Source organism: Alterotamlana spongicola (genome assembly GCF_035818475.1).
GTDB lineage: Bacteria > Bacteroidota > Bacteroidia > Flavobacteriales > Flavobacteriaceae > Cognatitamlana.
The window spans coordinates 2,456,431-2,473,040 of the sequence record NZ_JAYMGV010000001.1 but is presented as its reverse complement, the minus strand read 5'-3'; the positions used below and the strand labels follow the sequence as shown (position 1 = coordinate 2,473,040).

General features: G+C 34.8%; 13 protein-coding genes and 1 tRNA gene. 8 read left to right on the top strand and 6 right to left on the bottom strand.

Going from position 1 to position 16,610, the window contains the following annotated elements:
- Positions 1-208: 208 nt before the first annotated feature.
- The 4 genes from VOI54_RS10630 to proS form a co-directional block, all read right to left on the bottom strand.
- Entirely contained in the window at positions 209-2,518 is a 2,310-nt protein-coding gene (locus VOI54_RS10630; protein ID WP_326282769.1) for a DUF7133 domain-containing protein, read from the bottom strand.
- Between the two features lie 110 nt (positions 2,519-2,628).
- On the bottom strand, positions 2,629-2,880 hold the full coding sequence (gene rpsT / locus VOI54_RS10625; protein WP_326282768.1) for a 30S ribosomal protein S20: 252 nt from the start codon (positions 2,878-2,880) through the stop codon (positions 2,629-2,631).
- 25 nt (positions 2,881-2,905) lie between these two features.
- Positions 2,906-2,977: transfer RNA gene (locus tag VOI54_RS10620), tRNA-Glu, on the bottom strand.
- Between the two features lie 193 nt (positions 2,978-3,170).
- On the bottom strand, positions 3,171-4,649 hold the full coding sequence (gene proS / locus VOI54_RS10615) for a proline--tRNA ligase (RefSeq protein ID WP_326282767.1): 1,479 nt from the start codon (positions 4,647-4,649) through the stop codon (positions 3,171-3,173).
- A gap of 98 nt (positions 4,650-4,747) precedes the next feature.
- Between proS and VOI54_RS10610 the strand changes: the two genes are divergently transcribed.
- The 7 genes from VOI54_RS10610 (at position 4,748) to VOI54_RS10580 (ending at position 12,162) form a co-directional block, all read left to right on the top strand.
- A complete protein-coding gene (locus VOI54_RS10610) occupies positions 4,748-5,872 on the top strand; it encodes a hypothetical protein (protein WP_326282766.1) in 1,125 nt (374 codons plus the stop codon).
- A gap of 27 nt (positions 5,873-5,899) precedes the next feature.
- Entirely contained in the window at positions 5,900-7,456 is a 1,557-nt protein-coding gene (locus VOI54_RS10605; protein WP_326282765.1) for an OmpP1/FadL family transporter, read from the top strand.
- A 187-nt stretch (positions 7,457-7,643) separates the two neighbouring features.
- Positions 7,644-8,321 carry a GTP cyclohydrolase I FolE gene (folE, locus tag VOI54_RS10600; RefSeq protein WP_326282764.1) on the top strand — a complete coding sequence of 226 codons (678 nt, stop codon included), beginning with the start codon at positions 7,644-7,646 and terminating at the stop codon, positions 8,319-8,321.
- A 38-nt stretch (positions 8,322-8,359) separates the two neighbouring features.
- Positions 8,360-9,841 carry a cysteine--tRNA ligase gene (gene cysS, locus VOI54_RS10595; RefSeq protein ID WP_326282763.1) on the top strand — a complete coding sequence of 494 codons (1,482 nt, stop codon included), beginning with the start codon at positions 8,360-8,362 and terminating at the stop codon, positions 9,839-9,841.
- Between the two features lie 86 nt (positions 9,842-9,927).
- Positions 9,928-10,149 carry a membrane protein insertion efficiency factor YidD gene (yidD, locus tag VOI54_RS10590; protein WP_326282762.1) on the top strand — a complete coding sequence of 74 codons (222 nt, stop codon included), beginning with the start codon at positions 9,928-9,930 and terminating at the stop codon, positions 10,147-10,149.
- Positions 10,150-10,248: 99 nt separating this feature from the next.
- Positions 10,249-10,875 (top strand): Crp/Fnr family transcriptional regulator, encoded by a 627-nt coding sequence (locus VOI54_RS10585; RefSeq protein WP_326282761.1) that lies wholly within the window; start codon positions 10,249-10,251, stop codon positions 10,873-10,875.
- A gap of 108 nt (positions 10,876-10,983) precedes the next feature.
- Positions 10,984-12,162 carry an alpha/beta fold hydrolase gene (locus VOI54_RS10580; RefSeq protein WP_326282760.1) on the top strand — a complete coding sequence of 393 codons (1,179 nt, stop codon included), beginning with the start codon at positions 10,984-10,986 and terminating at the stop codon, positions 12,160-12,162.
- A gap of 163 nt (positions 12,163-12,325) precedes the next feature.
- On the opposite strand, the gene VOI54_RS10575 is transcribed toward VOI54_RS10580, so the two are convergent.
- A complete protein-coding gene (locus VOI54_RS10575; protein ID WP_326283154.1) occupies positions 12,326-13,786 on the bottom strand; it encodes an aminoacyl-histidine dipeptidase in 1,461 nt (486 codons plus the stop codon).
- Between the two features lie 234 nt (positions 13,787-14,020).
- Between VOI54_RS10575 and VOI54_RS10570 the strand changes: the two genes are divergently transcribed.
- On the top strand, positions 14,021-15,094 hold the full coding sequence (locus VOI54_RS10570; protein ID WP_326282759.1) for a DUF3810 domain-containing protein: 1,074 nt from the start codon (positions 14,021-14,023) through the stop codon (positions 15,092-15,094).
- Between the two features lie 113 nt (positions 15,095-15,207).
- On the opposite strand, the gene hisS is transcribed toward VOI54_RS10570, so the two are convergent.
- The gene (hisS, locus tag VOI54_RS10565; protein ID WP_326282758.1) at positions 15,208-16,584 is read right to left on the bottom strand and encodes a histidine--tRNA ligase; all 1,377 of its coding nucleotides are present in this window, start codon (positions 16,582-16,584) and stop codon (positions 15,208-15,210) included.
- Positions 16,585-16,610 lie beyond the last annotated feature (26 nt).

The window sequence follows — 16,610 nt, the reverse complement described above, 5'->3', positions numbered from 1 at the left end:
ATTTGTTAAGGCTTTTTTATTGCAATGCTTCTCTTTTTTTGATTTTTAAACATTATAGAGATTTTCACTCAAATATCAGTAATATCAGAGCCTTATAAAAAACAACTAAAAATAAAGATAGACGCCAAATAAGAGGAACTTGGCAACAACTTAACGAACACTTTAAGTAGAACAAAGCAAATCATCTAATAGGATCAAAAATCTTAGATTATTTATTATGCAACAACTGAAGCAACTCTTCTTCTGTATACCCGCCAACATTCTTGGGCTTTTGCTTACGTAGTGCTTTTATTCTATCTAATTCCAGTTTTTGGGATTCATTTGAAAATGCATTGGTTACATAGCTAATAACATTCTGAATATCCTCATCTGTAAACTCCACATTCTGAGCCAACCCAGGCATAACGGTATTGAACTCATATAATTTACCATTAACATGAATTGGCCCTGACAAGCCATGTAATATTATCAATACCAGCCTTTCTGTCGATTCTGTTATATACTCTGAATGCTTTAAAGGAGGTGCCAGATTTTCAACCCCTTCTCCATTTATACCATGACAAGTAGCACAAAGATTTCTGAATATATTATACCCCGCCGTTCTGGTATCTGTATTTGATCCTTTTTTAGTATAAATAAAACTCTTTTTATTCTTCTGTTTATTAGAAATTATTGCTTGTAAGTTCTCTAAAAATGCTTCGTTGACAGTATCTATTTTCTGATCATTTAAAAATGACAAGTATAGTTCTTCATTACCCCTTAAGCTATTCATTAAACCTTCTTGATAAATAAGATCGTAATCATATTTATTCAAAAGCTCAAATACTTTTGGAAATAAATCCCGGGGAGAAAGCATCATCCACTCACCCAATGCACTTAAAACATACAAATCTATTTCTGGGTTATTCTTCAATATTAGGTTATCTGTCAATTTAATTAAAGAAGGCATACGGTCTAATGTTGCAAATTGCTCCAACAAAACAAATGCATGACTTATAGGTTGGCTATGGTTATTAGCATAAATAAATTTTTCTAAAACATTATAATTCAAAGCATTCAAACCGTTTAACGTATGCAAAACATGCATTTGAAGAATAGGTTTATCGGAATTATCAAGTGCTTTTAACAATAAAGGGATGGTTTCCTTATCATTATTAAAAATCAACAACTGCTGCGCTTTATCGCGTAACCAACCATTAGAATGATCCAGTAAGCCGACCAATTCTAAGGTATTTAACCTTTCCAGATCAATAGGCTTTGTTAAAGCGCTATTCTTATTCACAACTTTTAAAAGACGTCCCATCCCAATAATAGTATCCAATTGCTTTTCTGCAATTTGGTTATGTAAATAAGAGGTTAAAAACGCTTTGTCCTGAATTATACCTCTATGCATATCAACAATATACATGTTTCCGTCAGGGCCATTAAAAAGGTTTACGGGACGGAAACCTTCATCTGTTGAAGCAATGAATTCTCTACCGGCTACAGCCTGTTTACCACTAATCTTACTAGGTTCAAAGGTTAATATGTTTCGTTTAATCAAATTAGCCTCCGGCGCACAAACAAAGGCATTTTCCAAATAGTCTTTTGGATACTTGTCTCCTCTATACACTAATGGCCCACAAGCTGAAGTAACATTTATCAAAAGGCTATCCTTATCCAATACACCTTTTACATACCCCCTATTTACTGATGTTGCATGTAAAGGGTAAACTCTTTGGCTATCAGTAAGCTTCCTTTTTAAAGCTTCAGTAGGCTTATAGTGTACATTTTTAATTATTGTATTTGGCAAGACAAAATCACCTATTAACTGGGTTGAATTGGTGTTATAATAAAGCCTTCCAAAATTATCTTTACTAATTCCCCACTGACCACGAAAGGTAGTAGGTTCCTTGATCCACGTATTGTTTTTACGCTGATATCTAAAATTGGATTTTGCATTGTAAATCCAATTATCTATGTGCATCATCAAACCATTTGGCTGGTGCTCAACATTTCCACCATCAGAATATAAAGAATCTACCAGCACCTTGTTATAAGGTTTATCATCCTTTATTTCCACAAACCAAAGATTAGGAGGTTCGGCATATAGGAGTCCGCCATAAACATGAGCAATAGCTCGCGGTAAGATTAAACTATCTATAAATACCTTTGAATGATCTGTAATTCCATCCTTGTCATAATCCTCTAAAATAGAAATAACCCCATTAGGCATTTCATCTCCCGTACCTTCTAGGCTTTGCATATAACCTTTCATCTCTACCGTCCATATTCTACCCTTATTATCAAAATCTATAGCAACCGGTGCCTCAATAAATGGCTCTGACGCTACAACCTGTAACTCAAAACCATTCTCTATTTGGTACTGCTCAAGAGAGATATCAGGTTCATTATAAGTTTTTGGTTTGCAGGCAGTAGCTATTGATATCAAAACCAATAATACATATAATTTTAAGCATAAATCATTGCCTAAAAAACGGAACGTAATGAATCTAAAAAATAATCTAATCTGAGGCATCTTTTATGACGGAAATTAAATAAGTAAGGGTAAAAATACTGAATTTATAGAGCATAAAAAAAGGCTTCTCAACAATGAGAAGCCTTTTATATATTATGAGCTTTTAATTCTTATAACGCAGCAACATGCTTTGCTAAACCAGATTTAAGGTTAGCTGCTTTGTTTGCATGAATTACATTTTTCTTAGCTAATTTATCAAGCATAGAAACTACTGAAGGAAATAAAGCTTCAGCTTCTTTCTTATCAGTTGACTCGCGTAATTTTTTGATTGCATTACGAGTAGTTTTATGCTGATACTTGTTAAGTAAACGCTTAGCTTCGTTACTTCTAATTCTTTTTAATGCTGACTTATGATTTGCCATTTTATTCTTTCTTATTAAAATATTGTAGCCCGTAGGGGAATCGAACCCCTCTTACCAGGATGAAAACCTGGCGTCCTAGCCGATAGACGAACGGGCCATTTGTTTTTGAGTGCGCAAAGATAAATTTAATTTGCCAAACTGCAACTTTTAAATTTATTTTTTACTTCTCTTTTTCAAATAACTTCACAATGTTTTCCATTGCGGATGCAAAAATACAACTATTTTTAAATGTTGCAAGAGCAAAATAATCTTTTTTTAAAAAAATTTACTTTACCCTTATTTTGACAGCTTTAATACGCTTTTGCAAACAATACTCTTTGCTTTGAAGGCTTACCAGAATAAATACAAACCCCTTCCTCTTCTTTTCCTTCCAAAGGTATACACCTAATGGTAGCTTTAGTCAATTCTTTTATTTTGTCTTCGGTTTCTGCAGTACCATCCCAATGTGCCGAAATAAAGCCTGTCTTTGCATCTAAAACTTCTTTAAATGCATCAAAAGTATCTACTTCTGTTATATGTTCATTTCTAAAGTCCAAAGCTTTATTAAATAAGGATTCCTGAATCTCTTTTAATAAACCTTCTACTTTATCATTTAAATTATCAAGGGCTACAATTTCTTTGGTTAAGGTATCACGCCTTGCAATTTCCACAGTGCCATTTGCCAGATCTTTTGGTCCGATAGCTATTCTCAATGGCACACCTTGTAGTTCATGCTGTGCAAACTTGGCTCCAGGCCTATGAGTTGTTCTGTTATCAAACTTAACGGTTATGCTTTTCCCTCTTAAATCACTTAAAATGCTATTTGCAATCTCTGTAATAGCATTTAAATCCTCTTCACTTTTATATATAGGAACAATTACCACTTGATTTGGTGCTAAACTTGGAGGTAATACCAATCCGTTGTCATCACTATGTGTCATAATTAAAGCACCCATTAATCTGGTGGATACTCCCCAGGAAGTAGCCCATACGTAATCCTGTTTCCCTTCTTTATTAGCAAATTTCACATCAAAAGCCCTAGCAAAATTTTGCCCTAAAAAATGCGATGTTCCTGCCTGTAAAGCTTTGCCATCCTGCATTAAGGCTTCTATACAATACGTTTCATCTGCTCCTGCAAAGCGTTCACTTTCTGTCTTTAAACCCTGGATCACCGGAATTGCCATAAACTTTTCAACAAAAGTGGCATATACATTATTCATTAACTTTGCTTCTTCTAAAGCTTCCTCCTTAGTTTCATGGGCAGTATGCCCCTCTTGCCATAAAAACTCTGCTGTACGCAAAAACAAACGTGTACGCATTTCCCAACGCACCACATTGGCCCATTGGTTTATCAATAACGGTAAATCTCTATAAGATTGAATCCAACCCCTGTAAGTATTCCAAATAATAGCTTCACTGGTAGGCCTTACTACAAGTTCCTCTTCTAACCGGGCTTCCGGGTCAACACGTAATTTCCCCTTTTTATCAGGATCATTCTGCAACCTGTAATGAGTAACAACAGCACACTCTTTAGCAAAACCTTCGGCATTTTTTTCTTCAGCTTCAAACAAACTTTTCGGAACAAATAATGGAAAATAAGCATTTTGATGCCCGGTTTCTTTAAACATTCTATCCAATTCTGCCTGCATTTTTTCCCAAATTGCATAACCATAAGGCTTAATTACCATACAGCCTCTAACTGCAGAATTCTCTGCCAGGTCTGCTTTGACAACCAATTCATTATACCATTTGGAATAATCTTCTGCTCTGCTAGTAAGTTTTTTGCTCATATTAATTTTTTGGCACAAATGTTGTGACTTAGTTAAATAAAAAATAGTTTAGCAAAACTAACTATTTTTGTGATGTTCAACAATAAAATTCTAGAGATATGCGATTTAACAACTACTTAAAAAGAAAAGCGCCAATAACGGCCTTAATTGGTTTGCTATTTGGTTTAGTTTCATGTGGTTCTTATCAATATGTTGGTGTGGACAATGATGGTATTTATGGCGATCCTGTAGCACAAAATCAAGTTGAAATTGTTGAAGCTCCAAAGGAGAAGCATAGTAATTTCTATGAAAACTATTTTAAAACAAAATCTATAGAATCTGAAAATTTTATTAATGAAGAAGATGCTATTTTTACTGATATAGACTCTTATGAGAACCCTAACTATGCTGAAAATGACACCTTAGTTAATGATTATCAAGGCTATGGTGGATGGGGTCAAACCAGTAATAGTGTAACCATCAATTATGTTGATAACGGCTGGAACAATTGGGGTTGGAATGCTGGCTTTGGCTGGGGATGGAATAGCTGGAGATGGAACCACTGGGGCTGGAATGGCTGGTGGGGATGGAATAATTGGGGTCCCGGATGGGGATGGGGGTACCCGGGATGGGGATATCCACCTACATGGGGAGGCGGCTATTATGGCAGAAGACATCTCTCATATAGTGCCAGTAGAAGAGGAAGTTACTATGCTGGAAATTATAGTAGATCACAGAACGGAAGACGCAGTTCTTTTTATAATGGTTCTACAGCCCGTAGTTCTATTAACGGAACAAGCAGTACGGGAAGACGTAGCTCTGTGAACTCTAAAACCCCTACACAATCAAAATACAACACGTCAAGAAGAAGCAGTGTTGCCAGAAATTCAGGCACAGCATCTACAACATATAGAAGAAGTTATAATTCTGCTACCCCTACTAATAACCGTACATACTCAAGTACAACAAGACGGTCAACGGTAGCCAGAACACCTTCAACAAATTCAACTACAAGATCTTCATCTTCAACAGTAAGAAGAAGCTCAAGTACCATATACAGACAACCGTCTACAACAAGTAGATCAAGTTCTGGAAGTACCTATAGAAGGCCTTCATCTTCAAATAATTCTACTTATTCACCTAGCAGAAGTTCTAGTTCAAGTAGCGGCTCTATGTCAAGATCATCCAGTTCAGGCAGAAGCTCCGGTGCATCAAGGTCTTCTGGTGGAGGAAGAAGACGCTAACCCTAACATAAAAAGAAAATAATCGATATGAAAAAGTTAAATTTACTATTCATTAGTGTGTTATCTATGTCTACAATTTACGCACAAGATATTAGCGACGCACTGAAATATTCGCAAAATGAAATTCAAGGAACTGCTCGTTTTAGAGCGTTAAGCGGAGCATTTGGGGCTTTAGGAGGTGATATGAGCGCTGTAAGTTTAAACCCTGCCGGTTCTGTTGTCTTCAGCCAAAGCCATGCCTCATTCACAGGGTCTAATAGCAGCATTGATAACACTACCAGATACTTTAATGGACTAGTTAGCTCAAGTGATTCTAATTTTACCATCAATCAAGGTGGTGTTGCATTTGTATTTGCAAACCATGACCAAAGGTCTCCCTGGAAAAAATTTGCCTTATCCTTTAACTATGAAAGAACTAACAATCACTATGATAATTGGTACGCAAGAGGTTTAAATACTAATGATGAGGTTTTTGTAAATGATAATAACGAAGTCTTATCTCCTGCAAATTCTATTGCTGGATACTTTTTTTTATCCGCTGATGGTAAAAGATTAGCAGACATCTCAGTTTTACCCGGAGAATCTATAACTGATGCCTATCGAGCTATAGGTGATTCGTTTGGCTTCTCTCATCAACAAGCCTTTTTAGGGTATGAATCTTTTATTTTAGATCCTGAAGTGGATGATGACGAGAACACTTCCTATTTTGCTAATGTTGAACCTGGTTTTTTTGATCATAACTATGCTTACATTGCTACCGGATACAATGGTAAAATGACTTTTAATCTTGCTACACAGTATGAAGATAAATTATCATTAGGAATCAATTTAAACTCGCATTTTATCAATTATAACCGAACTACCATATTGGAAGAAGACAATAATAATGGCTCTATTGTAGATTACATAGATTTTAAAAACAATTTATCTACCAGAGGAGTTGGGTTTTCTTTTCAATTAGGAGGAATTTTAAGGCTGACTCCTGAATTTAGAGCCGGTCTTGTTTATGATTCCCCTACATGGTACTCTATTGATGAGGAAACAACACAATTTATAGACACCAATGAATTGGCTAATCAAGGTTTTGACCCAATAAACCCTAATGTAGTAAATGTTTATCCAAGGTACAGATTGCAATCGCCCTCAAAGATAACCGGAAGTTTGGCATATATATTTGCTAAGCAAGGACTTATTAGTTTTGACTATTCTAAAAAGAACTACAGCAAAACAAAATTTAAACCAACTTCCGATCCGTTTTTTGCTGACCAAAATCAAATAATGAACGATATACTAACCGATGCCTCTACCTACCGTGTTGGAGCAGAATATAAAATACAACAGATTAGCTTAAGAGGTGGCTATCGCTTTGAAGAAAGCCCATATGCAGATGGTGTGACTATTGGAGATCTAACCGGGTATTCGGTTGGAATAGGCATTAATTTTGGCAACACCAAATTAGATATTACTTATGATGAAGCTGAACGTTCTTTTGCTACGCCGCTTTACAGTTTTGGATTAATAGACACCGCATCAATAGATCAAAAAAATTCAAACATTACACTATCTTTGGCTTTCAATATATAAGAAACCCTGATGTAATACTGTTTTAGAAAAGCCTGAACTATTAGTTCAGGCTTTATTGATTTACTAATAAATTATGTAATTAACCACAAATAAAACAGACTAAACCCAAATATTAATTATTTGCTAACACCAGGCATAACAAAAGAGAAATGCTTATCTTTGCAAATTAAATTTTGAGCTTTTACAGATGAAATTTGATAATAATTTAGAAGATTTTGACGCTTTAGGAAACGAGCATATTGGTACTTCAGAAAACACACCATTGCGCAGTGATGCCTTTAAACTTTCAAAGGAAGAAAAAATAGATATCATTAAAGATGATGTGCGTCATATTATGGAAACTCTAGGCTTGGACTTAACTGACGACAGTTTAAAAGGTACGCCTAACAGGGTTGCTAAAATGTTTGTTAAAGAAATTTTTGGTGGTTTGGACCCTAATAAAAAACCAAGTGCTTCTACATTTGAAAACAAGTACAAATACGGTGAAATGTTGGTTGAAAAGAATATTACCGTATACTCAACTTGTGAACACCATCTTTTACCTATAGTTGGAAGAGCTCATATTGCATACATCTCTAACGGAACGGTAGTGGGCTTATCCAAAATGAATCGTATTGTAGACTATTTTGCTAAACGCCCACAGGTTCAGGAACGTCTTACCATTCAAGTGGTTAGAGAACTTCAGGACGTATTAGGCACAAAAGATGTAGCTTGTGTTATTGACGCAAAACATTTATGTGTTAATTCAAGAGGCATTAGAGATATTGAAAGTAGTACCGTAACTTCAGAATTTGGCGGAAAATTTAAAGATATGGCTACAAGGCGTGAGTTTCTTGATTATATCAAATTAGACACTTCATTTTAGTTTTTAACGCAAATTAAATAATTCATTAGTAAACCAACATGCCATTATACCAGTCACAACTAGTAAAAATATACAATTCACTTACCGGAAAAAAAGAACTATTCAAACCTATTAATGAAGGCCATATAGGTATGTACGTTTGTGGACCAACGGTTTATAGTAATGTACATTTAGGAAATGTAAGGACTTTCATGTCTTTTGATATGGTATTTAGATATTTGAAACATCTGGGGTATAAAGTTCGCTATGTTAGAAATATTACTGATGCCGGCCATTTAGAAAATGATGCTGATGCGGGTGAAGATAAAATCACGAAAAAAGCGCGATTAGAGCAGATTGAACCTATGGAAGTGGTGCAACGTTACACCGTAGATTTCCACAACATCCTAAATATATTCAATTTTTTACCTCCTAGTATTGAACCTACTGCTACCGGGCATATTATTGAACAAATTGAATTAATAAATACTATTATTGAGAATGGTTTTGCTTATGAAGTCAATGGTTCCGTATATTTTGATGTTCATAAATTTAATGAAACCAATGAGTACGGTAAATTAAGTAAGCGCAAGCTTGATGATTTAATTCACAATACCAGGGAATTAGACGGGCAGAGCGACAAAAAGAATCCGCAGGATTTTGCACTTTGGAAAAAAGCAGAGCCCCAACACATTATGCGTTGGCCTTCGCCATGGAGTGACGGTTTCCCGGGTTGGCATTTAGAGTGTACTGCTATGAGCACAAAATACTTAGGCGAACAGTTTGATATTCATGGCGGTGGAATGGATCTTAAATTCCCTCATCATGAATGTGAAATTGCTCAAAACGAAGCTGCCAAAGGTAAATCGCCTGTAAATTACTGGATGCATGCCAATATGCTGGAATTAAACGGACAGCGCATGTCTAAAACTACAGGCAATACTGTAAATCCTGATGAGTTATTATCCGGTAATAATACGTTTTTCAGCAAAGCTTATGCTCCGGGTGTGATTAGATTCTTTAATGCACAATCATCATACCGAAGTGTTTTAGACTTAACAGATGATGGGTTATTAGCTAGCGAAAAAGGTTTTTACAGATTGATGGATGCTGTAAACCTTCTAAATGGCTTACCAATTTCAAAGCAATCATCATTTGATATACTAGCATGGAAACAGAAATGTTATGATGCTATGAATGACGATTTTAATTCGCCCATTTTAATTGCGCATTTGTTTGAAGCGGCTAAGTACATTAACCAAGTAAAAGATGGTGCTGAAACTATTTCTTCTGAAGATCTGGAGATTTTAAAAAGTACCGTAAATACATTTGTATTTGATGTTCTGGGTCTTGAAAATGTTGCTAAAAACGATTCTGGTTCTGATAAACTATCTGGCACTGTAGATATATTGATTAAATTAAGGCAAGAAGCCAGAGCCAATAAAGATTTTGCGCTGTCGGATAAAATACGTGATGAGTTAGCCGAAGTTGGCATTCAACTTAAAGATGGTAAAGACGGTACTACATTTTCCGTTAATTAGATTTGCTTTTGGTTATGCTATAAAACAATCAGGAGTTAGACATAAAAATAGGTTTCAGACTGTGCTCAACCTGGTATTTTGTTATAATGAAAAAATTACTCATAACGCCTTTTTTGTTTTTGATAAAAGTATATCAAATCTTTATCTCTCCATTAACCCCTGCTACATGCAGATACACTCCAACATGCTCTCACTATAGTAAAGAAGCCCTAAAAAAATATGGTTTATTTAAGGGTGGATGGCTAGCTGTTAAACGTATTTTTAGTTGTCATCCCTGGGGCGGATCAGGATATGACCCAGTACCTTAGTTATCATATGTTCAAAGTTTTATAAAAAACTTCAACTACTTTCGTTTTGCAACTGATAAAGTTCAATGAAACAAAACTTTATTTTTATTTTATCAATTAATGAATGAATTTAACCAGCTGTTTAAAGCAATAAACATTTCAGAAGAACAGCTTCAAAAAGAAATCACAAAAGTTGGAGAATTACAGATCGTTCCTAAAAATACATTTATAGTAGAACAGGATAAATACATTAAATGGCTGGCAATAGTTATCAATGGACGGGTAAGGGTATGGCAAGGTAATGAAGATCGGCAAATATTACTTTACTATGTTAATCCTATTCAAACATGTGCATTATCACTTTCCGCAACATTTAGAGATTGTAAAAGTGTGATAAATGCTAAAACGGAAACAGAAACAACACTTATAAAAATCCCTGTTAGATTAGTTTCTGAATGGAGCTTTAAATACAAATCCTGGAATAAATTTACTACAGATTCATTTATTATTAGCTATGAAGACTTACTGCTTTCACACAAAAATCTAGCTTTCAATAAGGTTAATAAACGTTTATTGGATTATCTGAAATCTGAAAGCAAAAAGAATCGATCTCCTATTATAAACCTATCCCACAGTCAATTAGCTAACGAAATTGGCACAACACGCGAAATGGTTTCAAAAATCTTAAAACAATTTGAGCTGGATGGTATTCTTAGTCTGGGATTCAAAAAGATTGAGTTACTCTAGAGTTAACCTTCAAAAAATAACAGTATTCTATAACCTGTATCAAAAGATACAGGTTTTATCTTATTTACTGATCTAGATTTGCAGTGTACAAATTAAAAATAAGATAATATGAAATTACAACTTAATTATTTAATAGCTCTAACGTTACTCTTTATAACTCTGCTTGGTTGCTCTAATATTGAAAAAGCAGAAGAGCAAGTTTTAAAAGCGAGTAAAAACTGGATCTTCAATTTCAATCAAGGCAATATTACTGAAATTTCTAATGCTTATGCTACAGATGCAGTTATGGTTACTAAACCTTTCGGAATTTTTGAAGGCAGAAAAGCCATCAGTGAGTTTTGGGCCTCTTTCATTCAATCCGGAGCATCAGATCTAAAATATACCAATACTCAGGTAAAAATAATAAGTGATAAAAAAGCCATTGTGTCTTCTAATTGGAGTATGAATGTTGGCAAAGGTATTATCACCAATGAAACCTGGGTTAAAACAGAAGGGAACTGGAAATTAAAAGAAGATCATTTTGAAGTAAAAGAACAATATAAAAACAATAATACTATGAATACACAAAAAGAAACCTACGTTTTAGTACACGCTGCCTGGCTAGGTGGGTGGGAATGGAAAAATGTAGCCAAAACTTTAGAGGAAAAAGGACATACAGTTATTACTCCTGATTTACCAGGCCACGGAAATGATAAGACTTCCCCTAAAGATATTACCATGGAGGACTATGTAAAAACACTTACAGAAATACTTGATAAGCAAGATAGGCCGGTAATTTTAGTAGGCCATAGTTTTAATGGCATAACCATTAGTAGGGCAGCCGAATTGAGGCCAAATAAAGTTAACAAACTTGTTTATTTAACCGCCTTTTTACTGCCAAATGGAGGTTCATTTTATGAAGCAGTACAAGGTGTAAAAGGCTCTTCAGCAGTAGATAACTTCTATCTTTCTGAAGATAAAACATATGCATTGGTAAAAGAAGAAGAAATTCAAAATGCTTTTGCTCATGATATTCCAAAAGAAGCTTTTAATGGAGCCAAACCTTATATAGTCCCTGAACCATCCTCTCCGTTAATGTATAAATTGGAGATTACAGATGAAAATTTTGGAAATATTCCAAAATATTATATTGAATGTACAGAAGATAGAGCTATTCCAATTGAAATACAAAGAGCGATGTATAACGGGATGGTTCAAAAAGTGTTTACCTTAAATTCGAGCCATACTCCAAACTTCTCTCAACCGGAAAAACTTGCTAATATTCTTATGGAAATTAAGAATCAATAACAGCAGAAACAATAAATTGTATTAATAATAGATAAGAACGCACAAACATCAACAGTTTGTACGTTCTTGTTTTATACTTTAACTCTTGTTCTTAATGAAAAGTAAATTTTTTAATCAGTTACTATATATTACTAAACGAAATACTCCCTATAATGACTAGTTTTTATTTCTTTGGTATCTGCTTCAATATTTCCAAAACAAATGTCCAATATTTTTGAACCGATGAAATTTGTGCCCGTTCATCTGGTGAATGTGCTCCTTTTATATTCGGCCCAAAACTTATCATATCCATATCCGGATAGTTGGTTCCCAAAATTCCGCATTCAAGCCCTGCATGACAAGCTGCTACATGTGGTTTTTCCCCATTTAATTCTTCATATAACCCGGCCATTACTTTTAAAATAGCCGAATCCATATTTGGAGTCCACCCTGGGTAAGCTCCCGAAAATTCTACTTCGCATCCGGTTAACTCAAATGTAGCCCTTAATGTGTTGGCTAAATCCATTTTAGAACTCTCAACTGACGAGCGTGTTAAACAGCCTATATGTATTTTACCATCCTTTATGATTACCCTGGCAATATTATTTGAAGTTTCAACTAAATCGGGAATATCTGCACTCATTCTATACACCCCGTTTGTTGCTGCATATATGGCCCTGGTAACCCCTTCCTGAACTCCTAAATCCATAATTTGTTCAGGTGTTTCACATTTAGAAACCTCAATTTTCAAATCGGGTTCCATAGTTTTAAGTTCTTTTTTAATAGTATTAGTAACCAATGCCATCTCCAGTAAAAAAGCATCTTCATGTACAGCATCAATCGCCACAACCGCGTTACTCTCACGGGGTATAGCGTTTCTTAAACTACCTCCATCAATTTCTGAAATACGTAACCCATAATTTTCAAAGCCATCAAATAAAACGCGGTTCATAATTTTATTGGCATTACCCAGTCCTTCATGAATTTGCATCCCGGAATGCCCTCCTTGCAGCCCTTTTACTGAAATAGCATATCCTATTTTAAATTCAGGTGTTTCTTCCTGATTATAGCTCCGGGTTGCAGTGATATCAATTCCTCCGGCACAACCTACACCAATTTCATCATCTTCTTCAGTATCCAGGTTCAATAAAATGCCTCCAGAAAGCAAACCTCCCTTTAACCCCATAGCGCCTGTCATCCCTGTTTCTTCATCTATGGTAAACAATGCCTCTATAGCAGGGTGCTCAATCTCTGTGCTTTCTAATATGGTCATAATTGTAGCTACCCCCAAACCATTATCTGCCCCTAAAGTTGTGCCTTTGGCACGTACCCAATCTCCATCAATATACATCTCAATACCCTGCGTATCAAAATCAAAAACCGTATCATTGTTTTTTTGATGTACCATATCTAAATGCGATTGCATTACTACAGTAGCCCTATCTTCCATTCCTGCTGTTGCCGGTTTTTTGATAATCACATTGCCTACTTCATCTACAGTAGTTTTCAATCCCAGATTTCTTCCAAAATCTTTCATAAACGCAATAACGCGTTCTTCTTTTTTTGAGGGTCTGGGAACTGCATTTAAATCCGCAAATTTATTCCATAAATCTTTAGGTTCCAGTTGTCTTATTTCTGTACTCATTTTAGTTTTTTTTCTGCTTGCTAAGGTAGCAAAAACAGACTGATTTGATTGCGATTCATGCATTGAAATAGCATCTTCCTTGTGCATATGCTAAAAACAACTGATTCTTATAATAAAAATAAATTAGACGAGATTCTGAAATAAATTCAACACCAGAAAATATAACTTAGAACAGGAACATCCATTGGAAAAGAGCAATTACTATTGGGGATAAATTTTTACTATTTTTGGGTTATGCTGAAAAAGAAAAAAACAATATTAGCTTTATCACTAATCCCCCAAGTTTTACTGATAAAGTTTTTATCTAACTACCCCGATTTTATTGAGCGTTATTATAGTAATGGATTATACCCAATAATCTCTAAAGGTTTCAGGTTTACCTTGGGATGGCTACCGTTTTCTTTTGGTGATTTTGTATATACTGCTGCCATTGTTTATATACTTAGGTGGTTTTATAAAAACAGAAAACGCCTAAGATGGGACACTAAAAATTGGTTTATTGATGTGTTTGCTGCCTTAGCAATAATATATGGTGCTTTCCATTTATTTTGGGGTATGAACTACCATAGGTTACCACTACATAAAAGTTTGAAGATCAAGCACGACTACACCACTGAAGAATTGGTCAATGTCACTGAAAAACTAATTGAAATATCCAACAGTCTACATTTTAAAATTACTAAAAATGATACTGTTAAAGTTGACATTCCTTTTAGCAAAAGTGCTATTTTTAGCATGACCCCAAAGGGCTATGAAAACTTAAAAACCATTTTCCCTCATTTAGAATACCATCCTAAGAGTTTAAAAAGGTCTTTATTTAGTTACCCTTTAACATATATGGGCTTTAGTGGGTATTTAAACCCGTTAACTAACGAAGCTCAGGTTGATGGTTTAATTCCTATTTATAAGTTCCCTACAACATCTGCTCATGAGGTTGCACATCAATTGGGCTATGCCGCCGAAAACGAAGCAAATTTTATAGGTTGTTTAGCAAGTATAAATCATGATGATATTCATTTCAGATATGCCGGGTATACTTTCGGACTACGCTTTTGTTTAAATGAAATTTATAGAAGAGACGAAGCATTATATGAAGACATTGTAGAAACTGTAAACATAGGAATATTAAAAAATTACGAAGAAGTACGGGAATTTTGGGAGGCTCACCAAAACCCTGCGGAGCCTTTATTCAAATTATTTTACGGCAATTTTTTGAAAGCCAACAAACAAAGTCAGGGCATACAAAGTTATAATTATGTAGTGGCGCTTTTAGTCAACTATTTTAAATTAAATAAGGCTGCTTCATAAAATAAAAAACAAGGCTTTGTTATACATACCCTAAACCCTAAATAGCTTATTTTAATCAGTTCACACCTAAAATCACCCCCTATTTAACTATACTTAAAGCTCTGAATTAGCATTCAAGACTCTTTTGTAGTTTGTATTAACGTTTCAAGAGATACTTTTGTTTGTTCACCGGAACGCATATTTTTTAAGGTGTAGTTATTGGAATTGACTTCCTCTTCACCCACTAAAACCACAAAAGGAATATCCCGTTTATTGGCATGAGTCATTTGCTTTTTCATTTTAGCAGTATCAGGGTATAATTCTGCATTAATTCCTTTTAATCGTAATTCTTTAATGGCTTTTAAACTAAACAAAGCTTCTTTCTCACCAAAGTTAATGAATAAGACTTCAACATTTTTATTTACCGTTTCTGGAAATAAGCCCAATTCTTCTAAAACCAGATAAATTCTGTCTAAACCAAAACTAATACCAACCCCACTAACATCTTTTAGCCCAAAAATGCCGGTTAAATCATCATAACGACCACCGCCACCAATAGATCCCATTTTCACATTTTTAGGAGCAGACACTTCAAAAATAGCTCCTGTGTAATAATTTAATCCACGAGCTAAAGTCACATCTAATTGTAAAGAAGCTGTAGATAAGCCTAAATCAGAAATAGCATTATCAATAAACGCTAGTTCTTCAATACCTTTAAGGCCATCTTCTGAAGTACTTAGAATAGCTTTTAAACTTTCTATTTGAGATTCAAAAGTACCGGATAATGTAAATAACGGCTTGAGCTTATCAATACCTGATTGCGGTATACCTTTACCAAGCATTTCTTCTTTTACCTTCTCCTCTCCTATTTTATCCAGTTTATCCAATGTCACTGTAAAATCAATTAACTTGTCACCGGCACCAATTACCTCTGCGATACCCGAAAGTATTTTTCTGTTATTGATTTTAATAATGACCTCTTCCAGTTTTAAGGAAGAAAAAACAGTATCATACAGTTGAATAAACTCCACTTCCTGCCATAAAGATTTAGAACCAACCACATCAGCATCACATTGATAAAACTCTCTAAATCGCCCCTTTTGTGGTCTATCTGCCCGCCAAACCGGTTGTATTTGATAACGTTTAAATGGTAACTCAATCTCATTACGGTGTTGCACTACATAACGGGCAAAAGGCACTGTTAAATCATAGCGAAGGGCTTTTTCAGAGATTGAAGCCGTTAATTTATTTGAATCTTTTTCAGCATAAGCTTCTCCGTTTGCTTTTGCCAAGTAATCACCTGAATTTAAAATCTTAAAAATCAATCTATCTCCTTCTTCACCGTACTTCCCCATCAACGTACTGGAGTTCTCAAAACTTGGGGTTTCAATAGGTTGAAATCCATAGGTTTCAAATGCACCACGAATGGTATTGAAAATATAATTTCGTTTTGCTACCTGTTCCGGGTTAAAATCCCTTGTTCCTTTTGGTATACTTGGTTTTTGAGCCATTTAATAGTATTGAAATAAAATTTTAA

Bases quoted from the DNA above. Each gene is read 5' to 3' on its own strand.
- VOI54_RS10580 (WP_326282760.1), top strand. From the start codon at position 10,984: ATGAAATTACAACTTAATTATTTAATAGCTCTAACGTTACTCTTTATA.
- VOI54_RS10605 (WP_326282765.1), top strand. From the start codon at position 5,900: ATGAAAAAGTTAAATTTACTATTCATTAGTGTGTTATCTATGTCTACA.
- yidD (WP_326282762.1), top strand. From the start codon at position 9,928: ATGAAAAAATTACTCATAACGCCTTTTTTGTTTTTGATAAAAGTATAT.
- VOI54_RS10570 (WP_326282759.1), top strand. From the start codon at position 14,021: ATGCTGAAAAAGAAAAAAACAATATTAGCTTTATCACTAATCCCCCAA.
- hisS (WP_326282758.1), bottom strand. From the start codon at position 16,584: ATGGCTCAAAAACCAAGTATACCAAAAGGAACAAGGGATTTTAACCCG.
- VOI54_RS10575 (WP_326283154.1), bottom strand. From the start codon at position 13,786: ATGAGTACAGAAATAAGACAACTGGAACCTAAAGATTTATGGAATAAA.
- rpsT (WP_326282768.1), bottom strand. From the start codon at position 2,880: ATGGCAAATCATAAGTCAGCATTAAAAAGAATTAGAAGTAACGAAGCT.
- proS (WP_326282767.1), bottom strand. From the start codon at position 4,649: ATGAGCAAAAAACTTACTAGCAGAGCAGAAGATTATTCCAAATGGTAT.
- VOI54_RS10630 (WP_326282769.1), bottom strand. From the start codon at position 2,518: ATGCCTCAGATTAGATTATTTTTTAGATTCATTACGTTCCGTTTTTTA.
- VOI54_RS10610 (WP_326282766.1), top strand. From the start codon at position 4,748: ATGCGATTTAACAACTACTTAAAAAGAAAAGCGCCAATAACGGCCTTA.
- folE (WP_326282764.1), top strand. From the start codon at position 7,644: ATGAAATTTGATAATAATTTAGAAGATTTTGACGCTTTAGGAAACGAG.
- VOI54_RS10585 (WP_326282761.1), top strand. From the start codon at position 10,249: ATGAATGAATTTAACCAGCTGTTTAAAGCAATAAACATTTCAGAAGAA.
- cysS (WP_326282763.1), top strand. From the start codon at position 8,360: ATGCCATTATACCAGTCACAACTAGTAAAAATATACAATTCACTTACC.